Source organism: Sphingopyxis sp. (genome assembly GCF_965279755.1).
Taxonomy (GTDB): domain Bacteria; phylum Pseudomonadota; class Alphaproteobacteria; order Sphingomonadales; family Sphingomonadaceae; genus Sphingopyxis.
On sequence record NZ_OZ257261.1, the window covers coordinates 3,593,061 to 3,614,407 of the forward strand.

General features: G+C 64.4%; 23 protein-coding genes. 11 read left to right on the forward strand and 12 right to left on the reverse strand.

Translation table 11 applies throughout. The features are described from left to right. Nucleotides 1-28: 28 nt before the first annotated feature. The 7 genes from ACQY80_RS17745 to ACQY80_RS17775 form a co-directional block, all read right to left on the reverse strand. Nucleotides 29-259, reverse strand: a complete 231-nt coding sequence (locus tag ACQY80_RS17745) for a twin-arginine translocase TatA/TatE family subunit (protein WP_428682242.1) — start codon at nt 257-259, stop codon at nt 29-31. A gap of 25 nt (nt 260-284) precedes the next feature. Then, the gene (gene scpB, locus ACQY80_RS17750) at nt 285-878 is read right to left on the reverse strand and encodes an SMC-Scp complex subunit ScpB (RefSeq protein WP_428682244.1); all 594 of its coding nucleotides are present in this window, start codon (nt 876-878) and stop codon (nt 285-287) included. Further along, nucleotides 875-1,645 carry a segregation and condensation protein A gene (locus ACQY80_RS17755; RefSeq protein WP_428682246.1) on the reverse strand — a complete coding sequence of 257 codons (771 nt, stop codon included), beginning with the start codon at nt 1,643-1,645 and terminating at the stop codon, nt 875-877. The genes scpB and ACQY80_RS17755 overlap by 4 nt, the downstream gene beginning before the upstream one ends. 8 nt (nt 1,646-1,653) lie before the next feature. Then, nucleotides 1,654-2,661 (reverse strand): beta-N-acetylhexosaminidase, encoded by a 1,008-nt coding sequence (nagZ, locus tag ACQY80_RS17760; protein WP_428682248.1) that lies wholly within the window; start codon nt 2,659-2,661, stop codon nt 1,654-1,656. Nucleotides 2,662-2,755: 94 nt separating this feature from the next. After that, entirely contained in the window at nt 2,756-3,544 is a 789-nt protein-coding gene (locus ACQY80_RS17765) for an SPOR domain-containing protein (protein ID WP_428682250.1), read from the reverse strand. Further along, nucleotides 3,544-5,271, reverse strand: a complete 1,728-nt coding sequence (argS, locus tag ACQY80_RS17770; RefSeq protein ID WP_428682252.1) for an arginine--tRNA ligase — start codon at nt 5,269-5,271, stop codon at nt 3,544-3,546. Before argS ends, ACQY80_RS17765 begins: the two co-directional genes overlap by 1 nt. A gap of 137 nt (nt 5,272-5,408) precedes the next feature. After that, nucleotides 5,409-6,074 carry a hypothetical protein gene (locus tag ACQY80_RS17775; RefSeq protein ID WP_428682254.1) on the reverse strand — a complete coding sequence of 222 codons (666 nt, stop codon included), beginning with the start codon at nt 6,072-6,074 and terminating at the stop codon, nt 5,409-5,411. A gap of 159 nt (nt 6,075-6,233) precedes the next feature. Between ACQY80_RS17775 and ispH the strand changes: the two genes are divergently transcribed. From ispH to rnhA, 3 genes are read left to right on the forward strand one after another with little or no spacing between them, the layout of a single operon-like run. Continuing rightward, nucleotides 6,234-7,220 carry a 4-hydroxy-3-methylbut-2-enyl diphosphate reductase gene (gene ispH, locus ACQY80_RS17780; RefSeq protein ID WP_428682256.1) on the forward strand — a complete coding sequence of 329 codons (987 nt, stop codon included), beginning with the start codon at nt 6,234-6,236 and terminating at the stop codon, nt 7,218-7,220. Next, a complete protein-coding gene (gene thrB / locus ACQY80_RS17785) occupies nt 7,220-8,182 on the forward strand; it encodes a homoserine kinase (protein WP_428682258.1) in 963 nt (320 codons plus the stop codon). The genes ispH and thrB overlap by 1 nt, the downstream gene beginning before the upstream one ends. Beyond that, nucleotides 8,179-8,631, forward strand: a complete 453-nt coding sequence (rnhA, locus tag ACQY80_RS17790; protein WP_428682260.1) for a ribonuclease HI — start codon at nt 8,179-8,181, stop codon at nt 8,629-8,631. The genes thrB and rnhA overlap by 4 nt, the downstream gene beginning before the upstream one ends. Before the next feature lie 18 nt (nt 8,632-8,649). Here the strand turns inward: rnhA and ACQY80_RS17795 are convergent, their stop codons facing one another. Beyond that, nucleotides 8,650-8,826 (reverse strand): YegP family protein, encoded by a 177-nt coding sequence (locus tag ACQY80_RS17795; protein WP_428682262.1) that lies wholly within the window; start codon nt 8,824-8,826, stop codon nt 8,650-8,652. Nucleotides 8,827-8,917: 91 nt separating this feature from the next. After that, nucleotides 8,918-10,048, reverse strand: a complete 1,131-nt coding sequence (locus tag ACQY80_RS17800; protein WP_428682264.1) for an NAD(P)/FAD-dependent oxidoreductase — start codon at nt 10,046-10,048, stop codon at nt 8,918-8,920. Nucleotides 10,049-10,142: 94 nt separating this feature from the next. On the opposite strand from ACQY80_RS17800, the gene ACQY80_RS17805 reads away from it, so the two are divergent. From ACQY80_RS17805 to ACQY80_RS17835, 7 genes are all read left to right on the forward strand, one after another. Continuing rightward, nucleotides 10,143-10,631 carry an A24 family peptidase gene (locus tag ACQY80_RS17805; RefSeq protein ID WP_428682265.1) on the forward strand — a complete coding sequence of 163 codons (489 nt, stop codon included), beginning with the start codon at nt 10,143-10,145 and terminating at the stop codon, nt 10,629-10,631. 43 nt (nt 10,632-10,674) lie between these two features. Then, on the forward strand, nt 10,675-11,724 hold the full coding sequence (cpaB, locus tag ACQY80_RS17810; protein ID WP_428682267.1) for a Flp pilus assembly protein CpaB: 1,050 nt from the start codon (nt 10,675-10,677) through the stop codon (nt 11,722-11,724). 1 nt (nt 11,725) lies between these two features. Continuing rightward, nucleotides 11,726-13,195 (forward strand): type II and III secretion system protein family protein, encoded by a 1,470-nt coding sequence (locus ACQY80_RS17815; protein WP_428682269.1) that lies wholly within the window; start codon nt 11,726-11,728, stop codon nt 13,193-13,195. 26 nt (nt 13,196-13,221) lie between these two features. Next, complete coding sequence (locus tag ACQY80_RS17820) at nt 13,222-13,869, forward strand: CpaD family pilus assembly protein (RefSeq protein ID WP_428682271.1); 648 nt, start codon at nt 13,222-13,224, stop codon at nt 13,867-13,869. Next, nucleotides 13,866-15,143 carry an AAA family ATPase gene (locus ACQY80_RS17825; RefSeq protein WP_428682273.1) on the forward strand — a complete coding sequence of 426 codons (1,278 nt, stop codon included), beginning with the start codon at nt 13,866-13,868 and terminating at the stop codon, nt 15,141-15,143. Before ACQY80_RS17820 ends, ACQY80_RS17825 begins: the two co-directional genes overlap by 4 nt. Nucleotides 15,144-15,212: 69 nt before the next feature. Then, nucleotides 15,213-16,190, forward strand: a complete 978-nt coding sequence (locus tag ACQY80_RS17830) for a type II secretion system F family protein (RefSeq protein ID WP_428682275.1) — start codon at nt 15,213-15,215, stop codon at nt 16,188-16,190. Nucleotides 16,191-16,199: 9 nt separating this feature from the next. Then, nucleotides 16,200-17,246 (forward strand): type II secretion system F family protein, encoded by a 1,047-nt coding sequence (locus tag ACQY80_RS17835; protein WP_428682277.1) that lies wholly within the window; start codon nt 16,200-16,202, stop codon nt 17,244-17,246. Nucleotides 17,247-17,319: 73 nt separating this feature from the next. On the opposite strand, the gene ACQY80_RS17840 is transcribed toward ACQY80_RS17835, so the two are convergent. After that, nucleotides 17,320-18,321, reverse strand: coding sequence for a fumarylacetoacetate hydrolase family protein (locus ACQY80_RS17840; protein WP_428682279.1), 1,002 nt, complete (start codon nt 18,319-18,321; stop codon nt 17,320-17,322). Between the two features lie 51 nt (nt 18,322-18,372). Beyond that, nucleotides 18,373-18,786 (reverse strand): hypothetical protein, encoded by a 414-nt coding sequence (locus ACQY80_RS17845; RefSeq protein WP_428682281.1) that lies wholly within the window; start codon nt 18,784-18,786, stop codon nt 18,373-18,375. A gap of 131 nt (nt 18,787-18,917) precedes the next feature. Between ACQY80_RS17845 and ACQY80_RS17850 the strand changes: the two genes are divergently transcribed. Next, nucleotides 18,918-20,168 (forward strand): ATP-binding protein, encoded by a 1,251-nt coding sequence (locus ACQY80_RS17850; RefSeq protein ID WP_428682283.1) that lies wholly within the window; start codon nt 18,918-18,920, stop codon nt 20,166-20,168. A gap of 3 nt (nt 20,169-20,171) precedes the next feature. On the opposite strand, the gene ACQY80_RS17855 is transcribed toward ACQY80_RS17850, so the two are convergent. Continuing rightward, on the reverse strand, nt 20,172-21,227 hold the full coding sequence (locus ACQY80_RS17855) for a choice-of-anchor A family protein (protein WP_428682285.1): 1,056 nt from the start codon (nt 21,225-21,227) through the stop codon (nt 20,172-20,174). Nucleotides 21,228-21,347 lie beyond the last annotated feature (120 nt).

Consider the following 21,347-nt stretch of genomic DNA (forward strand, 5'->3'; position numbering starts at 1 on the left):
TTTTTCCCCCGCAAGCGTCGCCCCGCGATCAGCGGGTTTCGGTTTCCGCGGTCGGTGTCGGGGTGGCGTCGGGCGCGCGCTGGCCATCGATCTGGCGCGGCGCGGGCGGCGGCACCGTGTCGTCTTCGGCCATGCCCTTTTTGAAGCTCTTCAGCCCCTTGGCGACGTCGCCCATCATGTCCGAGAACCGTCCCTTGCCGAACAGCAACAGGATGATCAGGCCCAAGACAAGCCAGTGAACGAGACTAAAGCTACCCATCTCAAAATCTCCTTGAGGCTCTCATCTAGGCCTCTTCGCCGTCTTTTACTAGGTCCAGTTCGTCCATTGCCTCGTCGAATGCGAGGTCGACGGGGTCGAGCAGGCCCGCTGCGCGCAAATCTTCGATTCCCGGCAGGTCCTTGCGGCTGGTGAGGCCGAAATGTTGCAGGAAGGCGTCGGTCGTCTTGTAAATCAGCGGCCGCCCCGGAACCTCGCGGCGCCCGGCGGGCGCGATCCACTCGGCTTCCATCAGTACGTCGAGCGTTCCCTTCGACGTCTGGACGCCGCGGATCGCCTCGATCTCGGCGCGGCTGACGGGTTCGTGATAGGCGACGATCGCGAGCACTTCGGCGGCCGCGCGCGACAGTTTTCGCGGGTCGTCGCGCTCGCGGCGGAGCAGATGCGCCAGATCGGCGGGGGTCTGAAAATGCCAGTGCCCGCCGCGCTCGACAAGTTCGATCCCGCCGCCCTCGTGACGCGCGGCAATCCTCAGGATGATCGCCCGCACGTCGCCCGGCGTCAGCTCGTCGCCCAGCCGTCCCGCCACCTGCCGCGCGTCGAGCGGCTCGTCGCTCGCGAACAGCATGGCTTCGATAGCGCGTTCGAGATCGTCGATCATGCTTGTGCAGCCTTCAGATACAGTGGTTCGAACGCGCCTTCCTGCTTCAGGTCGACGCGACCTTGCCGCGCAAGCTCAAGCGCCGCCACGAAGCTCGACGCGATCGCCGAGCGGCGCAGCGGCCCCTGATAGTCGGACGGCAAAAAATCGGAAAGCTCGGCCCAGTCGAGCCTGGCCCCAATCATGCGCTGCAGATGCTGGAGCGCGGCGTCAAGCGTGATCACGGGGCGCCGTGCGACCAGATGCACGACGGGTTCGGTGCGCAGCTTGACCTGCCCATAGGCCGACAGCAGATCGTAAAGGCTGGCGTCCCAGCGCCGTATCTTCACGTCGCGCAGCCCCTCGGGCTTCGCACGCAGGAACACGTCGCGGCCGACCCGGTCGCGCGCAAGCAGCCGCGCCGCCGCCTCGCGCATCGCGGCGAGCCGCTGAAGGCGCAATTGCAGGCGCAGCGCCAGTTCGTCGGGCGACGGTTCCTCGAGCGGATCCTTGGGCAGCAGGAGCGCCGATTTGAGGTAGGCGAGCCAGGCGGCCATCACGAGATAGTCCGCCGCCACCTCCAGCTTCGCGCGCATCTCGGCGATGAAATGTAGATATTGCTCGACAAGCTGGAGGATGGAAATCTGCCGCAAATCGACCTTCTGGCTGCGCGCGAGCGTCAGCAGCAGGTCGAGCGGCCCTTCCCAGCTTTCGAGATTGAGTTGCAGCGCATCTTCGCGCTCGGCTGTTGCCGGTGCCAGTTCGAATTCGAGCGGCAGCTCTTCCACGTAAGGGCTCAGGCCAGGGCGAACAGCGCGTCGCGCTGATCGACGAGCACCGCGAACTGCCGCGGATCATGATCGCCCGCGATCCGGTCCATCGCCCCCTCGAGCCGCGCCAGCGACAGCGTGCTGATCGGGTCCAGCGCCTCGGCGATGCCGATCATGTCGTCCATCTTCGCCCAGCAATTGAGCGCGATGTCGCAGCCCGCCGCGATCGCATCGGCGGCGCGCGACGGCACGTCGCCCGACAGCGCCTTCATGTCGAGATCGTCGGTCATCAACAGGCCGTGAAAGCCGACGCGCTGGCGGATGATCGTGTCGATCACCACGGGCGATAAGGTCGCGGGACGATCCGGATCCCAGGCGTCGAAAATGACATGGCAGGTCATCGCCATCGCCGCATCGCGCAGCGCCGCAAAGGGCGCAAGATCGCTCTGCAGGTCATGGTCCGATGCGGTGACCGTCGGCAGCGCCTCGTGCGTGTCGAGCATCGCGCGGCCGTGGCCGGGAATATGTTTGACGATGCCCACGACGCCGCCGTCCTGCAGCCCGCTGAGGATCGCGCGGCCGAGCGCCGCGACGCGCATCGGCTCGCTGCCGAGCGCGCGGTCGCCGATCACGTCGCTGGCGCCGGGCTGGCGCACGTCGAGTAGCGGCAGACAGTCGACGGTAATCCCGACCTCGGCCAGCATAGCCGCAAGCGCCATCGCGTTGAGCCGCGCTGCCTCGATCGCGCTGGCGGGCGCGCGCTCATAAAGGGCATCGAACGCCGCACCGCTCGGGAAATCGGGCCATTCGGGCGCCTTCATGCGCGCGACGCGGCCGCCCTCCTGATCGATCAGGATCGGCAGGTTCGCGCGGCCGTCAAGGCTGCGCAGGTCGTCGGTCAGACGCCGCAATTGCTCACGGTTTTCGATGTTGCGGCCGAACAATATATAACCCGCAGGATCGCTATCGCGAAAGAAAGCGCGCTCGTCGTCGGTCAGGGTCAGGCCCGAAAGGCCGAAAATAGCAGGTATCATCGTGCGTCAACCTCCATAGGTCGGCGCCCCCTCGTCATCAACATGGCATGCGAGAGGGAACGAACCAATGTCCGGTGCGGCAAAGCGGGCCGAATCAGCGGACGACGACGCAATTTTCACCCGCGACGCGCAATTTTCCGCACAGCGAGGCGGCGTTGGCGGCGCTTCCCGCCGATGCCCGCAGGCGATAGACCGTCTTGTCGCCAGACTTGACCGGCGACACCGACTTGCCGAGCCCGGCAAGATAGGGAAAGCGCTTCGACAAATTGGTCCAGGCGTTGCCCGCAGCCGCTTCGCTGCTGAAAGCGCCAAGCTGGATCGTCGCCGATCCGCCAGTCTGTGCGCTGTCCTTGGCGGCCGGCACGGCGGTCTTGACCGACATGGCCGCAGGTTTCGGCTTGCCCTTGTCGGCGGCGGCGATGCGCGCCGCTTCGGCCTTTGCCGCATTGGCCTTTTCGATGTCCCCCTTGGCTTTTTCGGCAGTCGCCGCGGCTTCGCGCTCGGCGGGGGTCACTGCGGGCTCTTCGGGCATACGGCTGGCATCGACCTTGCCGGACGGCTCCGCGCCCTCGGTTGCGGCGAAACTCGCGTCGCCCTCGCCCTCGAAGGTCTTTGCGCCATCGCTCTTCGGCGCGACCTTATAGTCGCCCTTCTGCGCCGCGATCAGCTCGCCCTGCCCGCGCGCGCCGCCGTTCTGGAGCCACCAGAGGCCGCCGAGAACCGCCCCGATCAGCAGCAAGCCGCCAAGGACCATGACCAGCAGACGAACGGGCGAAACCTCGTTATCGGCGTCATAGCCGTCGGCGGCCTCCAGCCAGGGCAGACGGTCTTCGTCTTCCAGGCCGAGCCCGGCATCGCCCTGACCCGCGTTGTTCTCCGCCATCAGTTCATCTCCTCGAGCGCCTCTACCCCCATCAGGTGGAGCCCGTTGCGGATAACCTGCCCGATTCCGTCGGCCAAATAAAGCCGCGTCGCGGTCAGTTCGGGGTCGTTTGCCAAAACGATACGCGCGCCGGGCTCATCGTTACCAAGATTGTACCAGGCGTGGAACGCAGCCGCGACGTCGCCAAGATAGAAGGCGATGCGGTGCGGTTCGCGCGCCAACGCCGCCGCTTCGACCAGCCGCGGGAACTGCGCGAGCAGCTTCACCAGCCCCAGCTCATAATTGCTCAGACGTTCGATATTCGGCGCGGGAAGCGAGATTCCGGCGTCGGCGGCCTTCTGGTGCAGCCGTGCGATCCGGGCGTGGGCATATTGCAGATACCATACCGGATTATCGCGCGACGCCTCGACGACCTTCGCAAAGTCGAAATCCATCTGTGCGTCGGCTTTCCGCGTCAGCATGGTGAAGCGCACCGCATCCTTGCCGACTTCCTCGACGATGTCGGCCAAAGTGACGAAATTGCCCGCGCGCTTCGACATCTTGAATGGCTCGCCATTCTTGAGCAGCCGGACCATCTGGACCAGCTTGACGTCGAATTTCTTGGTGCCGCCAGTCAGCGCCGCAACGGCTGCCTTGATCCGCTTGACGGTCCCGGCGTGGTCGGCGCCCCAGATATCGATCAGCTCGTCGGCGTCCTGCGCCTTCTGGAAGTGATAGGCGAGATCGGCGCCGAAATAGGTCCAGCTGCCGTCCGACTTCTTGATCGGACGGTCCTGATCGTCACCGAACTTCGTCGAGCGAAACAGCGGCAGCTCGACCGGCTCCCAATCCTCGGGCGTCTCGCCCTTCGGCGCTTCGAGTACGCCATCATAAACGAGATCATGTTCGCGCAGCCATTTCTCGGCCGCTGCGGGCTTACCCTCCGCCTGAAGCTCTGCCTCCGATGAAAAGAGGTTATGATGGATGCCGAGCTTGCCCAGATCCTCACGGATCATGTCCATCATCGCGCTGACCGCCTCGGCGCGGAACAGCCCCAGCCAAGCCTCTTCGGGCGCGCCGACATAACGGTCGCCATATTCGGCCGCCAGCTTCGCCGCGACGGGCTTCAGATAGTCGCCCGGGTAAAGCCCCTCCGGAATATCGCCGATATTCTCTCCCAGCGCCTCGCGGTACCGCATGTGCACCGAGCGCGCGAGCACATCGACTTGCGCGCCGGCGTCGTTGACATAATATTCGCGGATCACCTGATGCCCAGCATATTCGAGCAATGCCGCCAGCGCATCGCCGACGACCGCGCCGCGGCAATGGCCGACGTGCATCGGACCGGTCGGGTTCGCCGATACATATTCGACGTTGACGCGGCGCCCGTCGCCCATCCCCGAACGGCCATAGTCGCCGCCTTCGGCGTGGATCAACGCAAGCTCGTCGCGCCAGCTGCCATCGACGAGGCGCAGATTGATGAAGCCCGGCCCGGCGACGCTCGCTTCGGTCACTTCATCGAGCGCGCCGAGTTCGGCGACCAGCAGCTCGGCGAGCGCGCGGGGATTGGTTCCGGCAGGCTTGGCAAGCACCATCGCAGCATTGGTGGCAACATCGCCATGCGACGGGTCGCGCGGCGGTTCGACGCTGATCGCGCCGCGATCGAGGCCTTCAGGAAGCGCGTCACGCTGGACGAGCGTGTCGAGCGCGGTATTGATATGGTCGGAAAAGCGGCTGAACAGGGTCACAGCGGATCCTATCTTGGACGAAATCGGTTGGTGGGCGCCCTACCCCAGGTCGGGTAACGCGAAAAGCCCTGCGCCGCCCATATTGGCGCCGCAGGGCAAAAAGGGAAGCGAGCAGCGCGAAGGCGCCGCCGCACCTTTTATCGTCGGACGTTATATTCGAGCTGTTCTTGCGTCAGCTGGAAGCCGACCAGCAGTTCGAAGCTCGCGCGTTGCACCGCAGCGCGAACCTCTGGAATGCTCAGCGGGTCGATCGCAGCGTCTTCTTCGCCAGCCTTGCGGCGGCGGGTGATACGTTCCTGAATGTCGGCGGGCAAGGTTGCCGCCGTACGGTCGACATAGGCGGCCGCCTGTCCGTGGCCGGTACCGCGCACCTGCCCCTCGGCAAAGCTGACTGTGACCTGCCCGATGCGCTTGGCAACGACCGCAGTGCCGCCCTGAACGACGGTCGAGAAATAGGGCAAGGTCACCGTGCGCGCCGGTCCGGCGTCACGGCGCGTCGCCATCACGTCGAAGCTGGCGAGCTGGTAGACTTTTTCGCCCGTATCATTGCACTGGGCGGTCAGATTGGTCACCGTCGCGACAACATCGATCGCGCGGGCGTCGCGACTGGTCGCCGGGTCGAACAGCGTGATGTCGCCGGTGTAAGCGGGAACGGCAATCGCGGGGCAGATGTTGCGCGTCGCCGTAATGCCTGCGCCGCCGCCCGAAATAGCGACGTCATTGTCCTTGGCGCAACCGGCCGCCGTCACCATGGCTGCGGTTCCGCACAGCACGGCGATGATCTTTCGGGGCGAAGAGGACATGAACATCATAGAAATCGGGCTTTCCAAAACTCTGGCAGATGCATCGGACGGGTTATCCGAAACTCCATGCGCGCCGCTTCTTATCGGTGCGATGAACGAGGTGCAACAGGACGAAGCGCCTTTACCCGATACGCCTGACTGCGCTAGAGCGCGCGCATCATGAACGCTCCCCATTCCCCGGCGCGCCCGCAGGGCGACGAAAGCGCGGAACTCGCGGTATTAGTCGCGGCGCCGCGCGGTTTTTGCGCCGGCGTCGACCGTGCGATCCGCATTGTCGAACTGGCGCTGATCCGTTTCGGCACGCCAGTCTATGTCCGCCACGAAATTGTCCACAATCGCTATGTCGTGGAATCGCTGAAGGCCATGGGCGCCATTTTCGTCGAATCGCTCGATCAGGTCCCGGACGGCGTGCCGGTTGTTTTTAGCGCTCACGGCGTACCGAAAGCGGTCCCGGCGAAGGCCGATGCCCGCGGGCTCGACTATATCGACGCGACCTGTCCGCTGGTGTCGAAAGTTCACCGTCAGGCGGAACGCGCACATGAAACCGGACGCCACATCATCTTCGTCGGCCACGCCGGCCACCCCGAGGTCATCGGCACGCTCGGCCAGTTGCCCGACGGCGCCATGACGCTCGTCGAATCGGTCGACGATGTCGCGACGCTGGCACCTGCCGATCCCGACATGCTGTCGTTCCTGACGCAGACGACGCTGTCGGTCGACGATACGCGCGACATCGTCGCGGCGCTCCAGCATCGCTTTCCGTCGATCAGCGGACCGCGCGGCGAGGACATCTGCTACGCCACCTCAAACCGGCAGGAAGCGGTCAAGGCTATCGCCGACCGCTGCGACCGCATAATCGTGATCGGCGCGCCCAACAGCTCGAACAGCCTGCGTCTGGTCGAGGTCGCCGAACGGCTCGGCACGCCGGCCCACTTGGTCCAGCGCGGCACCGACGTCGATCCCGCCTGGCTCGACGGGATATCCACCCTCGGCATCACCGCTGGCGCGAGCGCCCCCGAAACGCTCGTTCGTGAAGTGATCGACGCGGTCGCAGCGCTCCGCCCGGTAGTCGAAGAGGTGGTCGTCACCGCCGAGGAAAATATGGTTTTCAAGCTCCCGCGCGGGCTCGAGCCGGCGACCCCCTGATGGCCGTCTATACGCATGTCGACCCCGACGACCTCGCCGGGCTCGTCACCCGTTACGACATCGGCACGGTGGTGTCCTGCAAGGGCATCGCCGAGGGGGTCGAGAACAGCAATTTCCTGCTCGAGACGAGCGGCGGGCGCTTCATCCTGACCCTCTACGAAAAGCGCGTGCAGGAAGGCGACCTGCCCTTCTTCGTCGATCTGCTCGACCATCTCGCGACCCGTAACTGCCCGGTGCCGGCGATGATCCGCGACCGAGACGGCGTCGCGATCCAGAGGGTTGCGGGCCGCGCAGCGTGCATCATCCAGTTCCTGCCGGGGATTTCGCTGACCAATCCGACGCCGGGTCAGTGCGAGGCTGCGGGCGCGTCACTCGGTACGATGCATCGCGCCGCCGCCCATTTCGCCGGCGGGCGCGAAAACAGCATGGGGCGCTTGCATTGGCGCGGGGTTGCCGAAGCGGCGGGCGATCTCGACGCGGTGATTCCCGGTCTGCAAGCGATCGTCGATGACGAGCTGGCCTTTTTCGAGGCAAACTGGCCCGAAGCCCTGCCCGCACACGTCGTCCATGCCGACCTGTTTCCTGACAACGTCCTGATGCTTGGCGAGACGGTCACCGGTCTCATCGACTTCTATTTCGCCGCGACCGATTTTCGCGCCTATGACGTCGCGGTCACGCATGCGTCATGGACGTTCTCCGCCGACGGAACCCGCTGCGACGCCGACCGCGCGCAGGCACTGATGCGCGGCTACGCCCGCGAGATCGCGTTGTCCGATGCCGAAATCGCCGCGCTGCCTTTGCTCGCACGCGGCGCGTCGCTGCGCTTTCTGCTGACCCGCGCGCACGACTGGATCCATACCCCGGCCGACGCGCTCGTCACCCGCAAGGACCCGGCGCCCTTCCTCAATCGTCTGCTCTGCTATCGCGCCGCCGACGCCGCCAGCCTGTTCGCGACCGCATGACCGAGGGACGGACGGTGATCGTCGCCACCGACGGCGCGTGCAAGGGTAATCCCGGCCCCGGCGGCTGGGGGGCGGTGCTGCGCTGGGGCGATGTCGTAAAGACGCTCTCCGGCGGCGAGCCCGACACCACGAACAATCGCATGGAGTTGATGGCGGCGATCGAGGCGCTCGCGGCACTGAAGCGATCGTGCAACGTCGAGCTTTCAACCGACAGCGTCTATGTCCGCGACGGTATCACCAAATGGATCTTTGGCTGGCAGAAGAACGGATGGAAGACAGCCGCAAAAAAGCCCGTCGCCAACGCCGACCTCTGGCAACGTCTGGTCGCGGAGGCGAAGCGGCATCAGATCGAATGGTTGTGGGTCAAGGGCCACGCGGGGCACGGCGACAATGAAATCGCCGACAAGCTGGCGAGCGATGCAGCGCTCGAAGTGGCGCGGGCGCGCTGAGCGCCCGCGCGTTTACATTTATTCGGCTTCGCGGGTTTCGGCGCCCGGCCCGTTTTTCTTGATCGACTCGATGGCATTTATCGCGGAGGCTTTGCTCGAATAGCCCTCGGTCCAGAAGATGGTTTCGCTATTATATTTGAAATAGGCGACGAATTCGCCGCCTTTGTTCTTCTTGATCTCGAAATAATGGGCCATGCCATCCTCCACAGGTCTGACCGCATCGGGGGTGATGCGGCCAAATCTATGGTAGTGCGGCCGCTTGGCGGTGCAAGCGGCCAGATGAGGTTCAGGCGAAGCGCGATGGCGAGAAAGGTACCGCATCGACGGCACCGATTGCGCCGCCCGGTGCCGGCCCGCCAAGCTCTGCCGCCAGCAGTCCGGCAATCGCAGGCGCGGTCTGGATACCGAAACCGCCCTGCCCTGCACACCAGACGAAGTCCGGCTGGTGCGGATCGGCGCCGAATACGGGCAAACGGTCGGGCGCGAAGCTCCGAAGCCCTGCCCATTTTCGTTCGACCGCCGCGACCGGCCAGTTGACGACCTGCTGAAGCCGGTCGATCGCGATTGCGACGTCGATCTCGTCGGGCGCCGCATCGCAGGGCTCTGACGGTGTCTCGTCGTGCGGGCTTAGCCAGATGCGGCCTTCACTCTCTCCCTTGAAGTAAAATTCGCCGCCGACGTGGATGACGAGCGGCAGGCTCGCGGGAACCGGGACGCCTAGCCGGACCTGCGCGACCGTGCGGCGATAGGGCCGGATGCCGATAGCGGCGACGCCGCACATCTCTGCCACGCCGTCGGCCCAGGCCCCGGCAGCGTTGACGATGGCATTGGCATGGATCGTCTCGCCGCCCAGCCGGACCTCCCACCCGGAACCCGTCCTCCGCGCGGCGTCGAGGCGCGCGCGGGTCGCAAGCATCGCGCCATCGCGGATGGCTGCGCGCAGATAGGCGGCGTGAAGTGCCCCGACGTCGATGTCCGCGCAAGACGCCTCATAGGCCGCCTCGCTCCACTCGGGCCGGATGCCGGGTACGAGGCGTTCGATCGCGGGGCCCGCCATCCGCTCGATCGGTACGCCTTGTGCAGAAAAACGTGCGGCAAAGGCATCGACGCTGGCGGCATCGCTCCCGCGGGCAATATTGAGCGCGGTGCGCGGTGACAGGAAGCCGCGATCGGAGAAGTCGCGCGGCGGATCGTTCAGCAGGTCGAACGACGCGATCGACAGTGGCTGCACCCCCGACCCGCCATAGGTCTCGTGCCAGAAGGCCGCCGACCGTCCCGTCGCATGATAACCCGGCGCGTCCTCGGCCTCGGCCATCAACACGCCGCGATGCGGCGCGAGCGCGGCAGCCAGGCTGGCGCCGGCGATACCCGCGCCGACGATCAGCACGTCGGTCGAGGAAGGCAGCGTGTCGGTCATCCGCCGCCGCATATCGGCTGCGCCCGGGAATGCAAGCCGCGCCGCCGCCAACATGGTTACTCTTTGGTAAGCCATATTGCGTAGAGGAAAGCCTATGCAAAGCGGCTTTGTCTCCATTGGCCTGATGGCCCTGCTCGGCGTGTTGATAATCGCCGCGGCGGTCAGCGACCTCCGGTCGCGCACCATCTCCAATGGGCTCAATGCCGCGATGGCGCTGCTGGCGATCCCCTTCTGGATCGCTGCGGGATGGTCGATCTGGCCTGAAATTCCGCTACAGTTCGCCGCCGCCTTCGGGGTATTCTTGCTCTTTGCCGGACTCTTCGCCATCGGTGCGATGGGGGGCGGCGATGTGAAGATGATCGGGGCGGTGATGCTCTGGATTCCGCTACCCTTGTTCGTTCCGATGCTGACGATCATGGCTATCGGCGGCGGAATACTGTCCGCAATCATGTTGATTCATTCCAAAATCCGCCCTTCCGACAAGGTGATAGAGGTTCCGTACGGGGTCGCCATCGCAATTGCCGGTCTTTGGGCGCTTCACCAACAATATCTTAACCACTTTCAGTTTATCGCATCGAACTGAGGGCAAGCGCCACCACCTCTGGTTGGCGTAGGAGGCGAAAATCGTGGATACGCGAAAGATAATGCTGATCGTCGGCGCGCTGGTGATTGCCATCGGCGCGGCGTTCGGGGTCAACCAGATGATGCGCGGCGCATCGGCGCCGGTGGCGCGCGCTGCGGCGGCACCGGAAATCAACGGACCCATGATCCTTGTCGCCACCCGGCAGTTGCCGGCCGGCACGATCATCGGGCCGGATAGCTTCCGCTTTCAGCCCTGGCCGAAAGAGCTCGCGGAGAAATCCTATTTTCTGAAGGACAAGACGAACGTCCAGACCCTGGTCGGAACCGTCGTGCGCTATCCGATCACCGCAGGCCAACCGCTGACGCAGGGCGCTCTCGTCCATCCCGACGACCGCGGCTTCCTCGCCGCGGCGCTTGGCCCGGGCATGCGCGCCGTCACGGTTCGCGTGTCGCAGGAACAGGGCGTTGCCGGCTTCGTCTTCCCGGGTGACCGCGTCGACGTCGTCCTGGCACAGGAGCTGAAGGTCAAGGAGGGCAGCAGCTATCCCGACGACCAGCTCTTCACCGCAGAAACGATCGTCCGCAACGTCCGCGTTCTCGCGACCGACCAGCGCTACGATGCAGAGGATGAGACAGGCAAGACGCCCGTCCGCACCTTCGGCACTGTGACGCTCGAAGCGACGCCCGAGATTTCGGAGAAGATCGCCGTCGCCCAGAATATGGGCAAGTTGTCGCTCGCGCTCCGTCCGCTCGCCGAAAATACCGGCGATCTGGAAGCGGCCATCGCATCGGGCGAAATCAATGTTCCCGCCGGCGGTGGCACCGCTACCGAACGGAAGATGCTGGCTGAAGCCGCGTCGCGTCCGACCTCGAACAAGAGTTCAGCAACGACCGGCGGCGACGTTTCGCGCTTCTGGGTTCCGGTGAGCGGCCGCGTCTCGGCGCCGCGCCAGCCCCCGCAGCAGCAGTCGTTCAATGGCGGCGGCATGGGGGGATCGATGGCGGGATCGGCAGCACCTGCCGCGCCGCGGGGTCCGACGGTTCGCGTAACGCGCGGCGACAAGGTGACCGAAGTTCCTGTTGGGGGTAAGTAAAATGACCAGCAAACTCCATTTCACGGCGACCACGCTCGCCCGCACTGTGGCCATCGGTCTCGTCGCGGCGACGCTGGTCTCCGCCCCGGCCCAGCAGGCCTCGGCCCAGGCGACGCAAAATGCCAGCAGCAGCATCGACCTGTCGGTCGGCCGCGGCCGCCTGGTCAGCCTGTCGACGCCGATGACCGATGTCTTCGTCGCGAACGACGAGGTCGCCGACGTCCAGGTCCGCTCGGGCCGCCAGCTCTATGTCTTCGGCAAGAAGCCCGGCGAAACGAGCATCTATGCGACCGATGCCAGCGGCCGGGTGGTCTATTCGACCGTTGCCCGGGTCGGCAATAACATCGAGACGATCGACCAGATGCTAACCCTGGCGATGCCCGATGCAAAGATCACGTCGAATGCAATGAACGGCTTTGTCCTGTTGACGGGCACCGTGGCGTCGCCCGACGATGCAGCGGAAGCAGAACGCCTGGTTCAGGCCTTTGTGGGCGAGCAGACAAAGGTGCTCTCGCGCCTTCGCACGGCGACACCGCTGCAGGTCAACCTGCAGGTCCGCATCGCCGAAGTGAACCGTTCGCTGGTCAAGGAGATGAGCGGCAACCTGCTGACTCAGGACCGCACCGGCGGCTTCCTTGGCGGCGTTTTTCGCGGCCGCAAGGCCGGCACAATCACACGTAACGCCGACGGTTCGACGACCTATAGCGTCGAGACACCGACGGGAGTCAACAGCCTGGCCGCGGCCGGCCGCCTGTTCGGCCTCGACCTGATCGCTTCGCTCGATCTGGGTGAGCGTTCGGGCATGGTCGCGACGCTGGCCCAGCCCAATCTGACCGCGATGTCGGGCGAAACCGCCGACTTCCTGGCTGGCGGCGAATTCCCCGTCCCGATCCCCGGCAACTTCGCCGGCACGACGATCGAGTATCGCAAATATGGCGTCAGCTTGGCCTATACGCCGACGGTTCTTTCGAACGGTCGCATCAGCCTGCGCGTCCGCCCTGAAGTTTCGGAGCTTTCCACCGAAGGCGCCATCGAAATGGACGGCTTCCAGGTTCCGGCCCTCACGGTGCGCCGTACCGAGACGACGGTCGAACTGGGCTCGGGCGAAAGCTTCATGATCGCCGGCCTGATGAACAACCGCTCGATCGGCGCGATCGACAAAATCCCTGGCCTCGGCGACGTTCCGATCCTCGGCAGCCTGTTCAAGTCGGACAGCTTCCGCCGCGGCGAAACCGAACTCGTCATCGTCGTGACGCCCTATCTCGTCCAGCCGGTCTCGGCGAACGAGATCAAGCTGCCGACCGACGGCTATCGCGACGCCAACGACCTCAACCGTCTGCTGCTCAATCAGAACAACGACGGCGTGACGGGAGGCGACCGGCCCAAACCGCGGCTCGAAACCTCGATCGGCGATGCCGACCGTCCAAACGGTGGCGGCAGCGCCGCACCGGGTTTCAGCCTGAAGAAATGACGCGCTGGTTTTCAGGAGTTTAAGTGATGAAGAAGATCGCAACTTGGACCGCACTGGCACTGGCGACGTCGCTGGCAGGATGCACCGGAACCGCGAACACCAACCGCAGTCTGGAATCAGTCCATCAACCGGTGGTTCGCAACACCATCTATCAGTTCGACGTTGCCGCCGGCAGCGGCGATCTGGTGCCGAGCGAACAGGGCCGTCTGCAGGGCTGGCTCGACGCGATGGGCGTCCGTTATGGCGACCGCATCGCGATCGAGGATCCCTCGGTCTATGGTGCCAGCGAAGCACAGGCGACAGTCCGCGCGCTCGTCGAGCGCCGCGGTCTGTTGATCAGCCCCGACGTCCCGGTGACCACCGGCGCGGTTCCCGACGGCCATATCCGCGTCGTCGTCACACGCGCCGCGGCCTCGGTTCCGTCCTGTCCGGACTGGGCGAGCAAATCGTCCGTCAATCCGAACAACGCCACGTCGTCGAATTATGGTTGCGCGACGAATAGCAATCTCGCCGCGATGGTCGCCAATCCCAATGACCTGATCAAGGGTTCAAGCGAGCGGGTCAGCGATCCCGCATCGGCGACCCGCGCGATCAAGACCTATCGCGAAAAACCACCGACGGGCGCCGAAGGCCTCAAGGAAGTGACGACCAGCAGCGCAGGAGGCGGCAAGTGAACGCTCCGTTCAAGGCAGCAGGGCTGCGTGATCCGTTCAGCGCCTTTGTGTGCGACGACGATACGCTGGAGCTGATCCGCGTCGCCGCCGCCGACATGGGCTGGCCGATCGAGAAGTGCAACAAGGGCGGCCTGCGCAACGCAGTCCAGTCGCTGTCGGTCTCGGCGAGCCCGAACATCCTCTTCGTCGACATGTCGGAATCGGGCGATCCGATCAACGACATCAACGCGCTGGCCGAGGTTTGCGAGCCGGGCACCGTCGTGATCGCGGCGGGCCAGGTGAACGACGTCCGCCTGTATCGTGACCTTCTATCGAGCGGGATTCAGGATTATCTGCTGAAGCCGCTGTCGCTCGACCAGGTCCGCGAAAGCTTCACCATGGCGCAAGCGATGCTATCGGCGCCGAAGCATGCCGACATGCATGACGACAAGCCGCATCACATGATGGCGGTCGTCGGCGTGCGCGGCGGCGTGGGCGCGTCGCTCCTGTCGACCTCGCTTGCTTGGGTGATGAGCGAGCAGGCCGATCGCCAGACCGCGCTGCTCGATCTTGACGTGCATTTCGGTACCGGCGCACTGACACTCGACCTCGAGCCCGGCCGCGGCCTGATCGACGCGATCGACAATCCCAGCCGCATCGACGGATTGTTCATCGAGCGCGCAATGGTGCGCGCTTCGGACAAACTCAGTCTGCTGTCGGCCGAAGCGCCGATCCACCAGCCGGTGATGACCGACGGGTCGGCCTTCTTCCAGCTGGAAGAGGAATTGCGCAATGCGTTCGAGATGACGATCGTCGACATCCCGCGCCACGTTCTCATCCCTTTCCCGCACCTGGTGCAGGAAGCCGGAACGATCGTGCTCGTCAGCGACGTGACGCTGGCCGGCGCGCGCGACACGATTCGTCTGCTGTCCTGGTTCAAGCAGAATGTCCCCGGATCGCGGGTCGTTCTGGTCGCGAACAAGTTCCAGAACGCCGTCGGCGAACTGTCACGCAAGGAATTCGAATCGTCGATCGAACGTCCGATCGACATCGCCATTCCATTCGACCCCAAGCTGGTGAGCCAGGCGGCGAAGCTCGGCAAGTCCTATGCCGAGCTTTGCAAGGGCACGAAGGCCGCTCAGGCCTGGACCAGCCTGATGCGGGTCATCGTCGATGGTGCCGATGAAAGCGCTGAAGAAGCCGCAGCGCCCGCGAAGTCCAAGTCGAACGGCAGTTCGCTGCTGGGCAAGCTCGGTGGTCTCGGGACGCTGGTTGCCAAAAAAGGCGCAAAATAAGGGCGGCGCGGCGTTCCGGGCTTCCGGATCGCCGCCGTCTTTCGAGCAGGAAGCCGACGAAGGGCCATTATGAACCTGAACCTGCCAATGATCCTGACCATCGTCGCCGTCGTCATGGCGGCCGCGATGCTGCTCTTCGCCTTTGCGGGTCCCTCAGCCGGCAAGGCAAAGAGCCGCCGTCTGGCATCGGTCCGCGATCGCCACGCGAATTCGACCGAAGCAGTCGTCGCCGCCCAGATGCGCAAGACGATCCAGTCGGTCGGCGGCCGTCCGGGCTCTGGACTGTCCAGCCTGATGCCGCGCCGCGAGCTGATGGAAAAACGGCTCCGCCGGACCGCCAAGAACTGGACACTCTCGCAATATATGTTCTGGTGCATGGGGCTGTTCGTTGCCGTGACGGGCGTACTGCTCGTTCTGCGCACGCCGTTTCTGCTTGCCGGACTCGCTGGCCTGATGGCTGGCATTGGCCTGCCCCACGCTTATGTGGGGCGGCTGATCACGAAGCGTGTCGCTGCGTTCAACACCCGCTTTCCCGACGCAATCGACCTGCTTGTTCGCGGTCTGAAATCCGGCCTTCCCGTTACCGAAACCTTCCAGGTCGTTAGCCAGGAACTGCCGGGGCCGGTGGGCGAGGAATTCAAGGGTGTCGTCGAACGCATCCGCATCGGCAACACGATGGAAGCCGCACTTCAGGAATCGGCGGAGATGCTTGGCACGGCTGAATTCCAGTTCTTCTGCATCACGATTGCGATCCAGCGTGAAACCGGCGGCAACCTTGCTGAAACGCTCGCCAATCTGTCGGAAGTCTTGCGCAAGCGCGCGCAGATGAAGCTGAAGATCAAGGCGATGTCGTCAGAAGCCAAGGCCTCGGCCTATATCGTCGGCGCCCTGCCATTCTTCGTGTTCGGCGTCGTCTGGACGATGAATCCCGAATATCTCGCGGGCTTCTTTTCGGAGCAGCGCCTGATGATTGCGGGCCTTGGCGGTCTCGTGTGGATGAGCATCGGCGCATTCATCATGAAAAAAATGATCAGCTTCGAGATCTGAGGGCGGACGATGAACAGCAATCTTCTCCTTTCCGCCTTTTCGGGAGCGCAGACAGGCCCGACGCTGATGGGCGTCGATGTCGTCTGGGCAGCGACGATGCTGGCGGCGGTTGGTGTCGCCGCAGTGCTCTTTGCCATCTACAATGCGCTCACCGTGCGCAACCCGATGGCCAAGCGTGTGAAGGCGCTGAACGAACGCCGCGAGCAGCTCAAGGCGGGCATCACGGCGTCGACAGCGAAGCGCCGCGCCAAGCTGGTTCGCAAGAACCAGACCGCCGACAAGATGCGGACGTTTCTGGGCCGCCTGCAGGTTCTGCAGGACGGGCAGATCAAGGAAGTTCAGCAAAAGCTGGCGCAGGCGGGAATCCGCTCGAAGGACCTCGCGGTCACGGTCATCTTTGGCCGCCTGGTTCTGCCGATCCTCTTCGGCGGTATCGCCGTGTTCCTGATCTACTGGCTCGACATGTGGCCGGATCTGACGCCGTTCAAGCGCGCGGGCTATACGATGGGTGCGCTGCTTCTCGGCTACAAGGCGCCCGATCTGTTCGTCGACAATATACGGCAGAAGCGCACCGACGCGATCCGCAAGGGCCTTCCCGACGCGCTCGACCTGCTCGTGATCTGTGCCGAAGCCGGTCTGACGGTCGATAGCGCCTTCTCGCGCGTCTCGAAGGAACTGGGTCGCGCCTATCCCGAACTGGGTGAGGAATTTGCGCTCACCTCGATCGAACTCGGCTTCCTGACCGAACGCCGTCAGGCCTTCGAAAATCTGGCCTATCGCGTCAATCTGGAGTCGGTGAAGGGCGTCGTGACCACGATGATCCAGACGGAAAAATACGGCACGCCGCTCGCCAGCGCACTGCGCGTCCTGTCAGCCGAATTCCGCAACGAACGCATGATGCGCGCCGAAGAAAAGGCGGCACGCCTGCCTGCGATCATGACCGTTCCGCTGATCCTGTTCATCCTGCCGGTGCTGTTCATCGTCATTCTCGGCCCGGCGGCCTGTTCGCTTGGCGACGCAATGTCGGGCGGCGGTTTCGGCAAGGGCGGCGGCTAAGCTAACGGCTGATCAAAAAAAGAGGGGCGGGGGAGAAATCCCGCCCCTTTTTTTGTGCGCCGAGGCCGTTCGATCAACCGACCTGCTGCTCGATCGCTCCGAAAATGCTGTGGTGGCGTTCGTCGTCCATCCAGATACGGACCGTGTCGCCCCTCTGCATGAACGGCGTCTTCGGTTCGCCCTGCCGTATCGTCTCTACCGTCCGCACCTCGGCCAGGCAGCTATAACCCAGCCCGCCCTCGCCGATCGGCTTGCCCGGACCGCCATCGGCATCGCGGTTCGACACCGTCCCCGATCCGATGATCGTTCCTGCACCCAGATCGCGTGTCTTGGCCGCGTGCGCGACGAGCTGGCCGAAATCGAAGGTCATATCGACCCCGGCATCGGCACGGCCGAGCGGCTGGCCGTTGAGATCGACGCTCAGCGTTCCGTGCAGTTTGCCGTCCTTCCACCGATCGCCGAGCGCTTCGGGCGTCACAAACACCGGCGACATCGCGCTCGACGGCTTGGACTGGAAAAAGCCGAACCCCTTGGCAAGTTCGCCCGGAATCAGTCCGCGCAGCGACACATCGTTCGTCAGTCCGACCAGCAGGATATGCTTGCGCGCGGTTTCTGCATCGACACCCGCCGGAACGTCTCCGGTGACAACGACAACTTCCGCCTCCATGTCGCAGCCCCATGCCGGATCACCGAGCGGGATCGGATCGCGCGGCGCCAGAAACGCATCGCTTCCGCCTTGGTACATCAATGGATCGTGCCAGAAGCTGTCGGGCATTTCGGCCCCGCGCGCCTGCCGCACCAGCGCGACATGGTTCACATAGGCGCTGCCGTCGGCCCACTGATAAGCGCGCGGCAAAGGCGAAGCCGCATCCCGCTCGTGAAAGCGCTCTTTCGGAATCGCATCATGGTTGAGATCTTCGGCCAGCGCCGCAAGGCGGGGCGCGGCATAGGCCCAATTGTCGAGCGCGGCCTGCATCGTCGGGACGATCTGGCCGGCGTCGGCGTACCAGGCGAGGTCGTCCGAAACGACGACCAGCCGTCCATCACGGCCGGCTTTGAGCGAAGCTAGTTTCACATCTGTCCCTTTGTCTGCGATGACGCGCATCGCAGATCGGGGGAGCGATGATCAGCGCGGCATCTGAATCGATGCGAAACAGGTAAAGCCGCTCTGCCCTGCCCGCAAGTTCCGGATGTACTGCAAATAGGCCTGCGACTGATTGGAAGTCGTGCCGGGCAGCATCTGACCCTTGAACGCGCGCTTTACCTCTTCCCCTGTAAACGGCCGCGGAGAGCCCGGAAATGCGCCCTTGGTGCCGGCCGGAACCAGCTTGCCCGCCGCGTCGATATATTGCCCCGCGCCCGACGGGCCGGGAACCGGGATCTGGCAGTTCATCACCGACACGGCGGTCTGCGCGAACGCCGGGCGGATCGTCAGCGCGGCCGAGACGCCGACGGCGCCGAGCGCCAGCATCCGGCGCCGCGAGGGCGCGGCTTCATCGTCGGCGAGGCCGTTTTCGGCGGGAATGTCGCTATTTTCCATCCCTCGCGCATAACCCAATGAAGCGGTGAGGAAAAGCAAAGACGTCGAGGGATGTTCAACCATCCCGCTTTGAGACATCGACAGGAAAAATGCTAATCGCCGCGAACGGCCTTGCGCCGGGACGTCGCTTCGTGCGACCCGCTCAAGCGATGTTCGATCGCCTGTCGAGTCTTGCCGTTGCGCTGACGCTGATCGTCATCGCGATCATCTTCGCGGCCCTCGCCGGCGGCGATGCGCTGTCGATCGCTATCCTCGCGATTGCCGGAATCGTCGGCGCCGCTACGGTCTACAGCGCGGCCGCGCCCGTGGGCCCCTTGCCAGCATCAGCAGACTCGCTTGCCGCGACCACCGCAACGCCGTCCCTGCTCCGCCATCCGGATTTCGCGCTATGGGTCGATCAGGAGCGCGAGCCGCTGATCGGTACCGCCGACAATATCGTGACCATCGCCAATGATGCCGCCGTCCGGCTGCTCGGCCGCCACATCGTCGGCGCCGACATTCGCACCGCGATCCGCCACCCCGCCGCGACCGAATGGCTGTCGCAGTTGCACGACGACGGACCGATCGAGACGTTGAACCTCGTCGATTTTCCTCGGCCGGGTCAGCGCTGGACGATGCGTATCGCGGCGCTGTCGGGCGGCGACCGGATCATCTTCCTGTCCGACCGCTCAGCGATCGACGCGGCCGACCGGATGCGGTCGGATTTCGTCGCCAATGCCAGCCACGAGTTGCGCACCCCGCTCGCGGCGATCCTCGGCTATGTCGAAACGCTGCAGGATATGAACGGCGACGCCGACCTGCCGACCCGCAACCGCTTCCTGTCGATTATCGATCGCGAAGCGCGGCGGATGCAGCAGCTCGTCATCGATCTGCTGTCGATCTCGCGTGTCGAGGCCGACCGCTTCCGGCGCCCGACGACTCCGGTCGATCTCGCCGCGATCGTCCGGAATACCGTCGCCCAGCTTCGCGACAGCGAGGACGCGCGGCCGATGGATATCGTCACGACGATCGACGACGCCCGCCAGCCGATGCTCGGCGACGAGGCGCAACTCGGTCAGCTCGCCCACAATATCGTCTCGAACGCGATGAAATATGGCCGCCCCGGAACGCCCGTCACGGTCGAGCTTGCCCGCGAGGGCAAACGCGTGCGCCTGTCGGTGTCCGATGAAGGCGACGGCATCGCCGCGGACCACCTGCCCCGTTTGACCGAGCGCTTCTATCGCGTCGATGAAGCGCGCAGCCGCTCGGTCGGCGGTACCGGCCTAGGCCTCGCAATCGTTAAGCATATCAGCGAGCGCCATCAGGGACAGCTCGACATCGAAAGCGAACAGGGCAAGGGCACCCGAGTGTCGGTGTCCTTCCCGCTCGGCGGCGACGCCTAGCGCTTATTCGTCACCGTTTTTGGCACGGCGACGGCGAAGATAGAGCAGTCCTGCGACGCCCAGCCCGAAAAGGCCGACCATGCCCGGTTCGGGCACCGGCACGGGGTCACTTCCGCCCGAGCTCGATCCGCCGCCGGATGATCCACCCGACGAGGAGCCGCCGGTCGACGGCGGGGTGTAGGTGCCGGCGTATGTACCGACGTGCATTTCGCCATTCTGCTTCAGATTGCCGAACACGCCCGAGCCCTGAATATAATTGCGCGTCTCGGCATCGGCGAGCGGCGCGAGCACCGATCCGCCCCATGCCGTGGTCAGCGTCAGCTGTTCGGCATCGGGGAAATTCCAGATGACGTGCTCGCCAAGATTGTTCGTACCGCCAAGGAAATTGTCGTTGAGGTTGATCACCCGACCGCTGACATTGACGATCGCGGTGTCGGCGCCATTCAGGTTGAACTGGATCTCGCCGATCTTGTCGAGATCGGCGGCGGTAATGTTGAACACCGCGAGCCCCTGCGCATTCGGCTGGGCCGTAAAGACGCCCTTGTTGCCCTGGATGCTGAGCTGGCTGTTCGAGGTCAGCGTGCCCATGCTGAACGACAGGCTGCCCATGCTGTCGGCAAGCTGCGTCTTCTGCTGCTGAAGCTGGACGGTAAAGGCCGGGTTGGTCGTGCCGAGGTTCGAGACGACGGTGTTCTGATTGACGTTGGTGTTGCTGATCGTCCCGCCGACCTTCACCGTCTGCGGCGAACCGTTGAGGTTAAAGCCGCTGCTGACATTCCCGCCGACAACCGCACCCGATCCATTGTTCAGATTCTTGTGCCCGCCGGTGACGTCGCCGACGACCGTCAGGCCCGGCTGTCCGTTCGTCGAGGGCGTACCCCCACGGATGTTGTAGTTAGACGAATTCCCGGTCAGATTCCCGCCGACGAAGGTCCGCCCCTCGACTTCCGACGAGGATTCCAGATTGCCGAGAACGACAAGATTCCATTCCTTGAGCGCGTCAATGCCGGTGATCGGCGAAGCCGACTGGGCGAGCACGGGCAAGGCAGCCAGCGACATCGCAACCACGGCCGTGGAAGCGAAAGAACGGAGAGCGAAAGTCAATGTAACAACCTGTTAATTAGGGGGATTCGCCGAAATTGGCGCTGCCGCCCTCTAATGCATTTTCGCTATACTGAC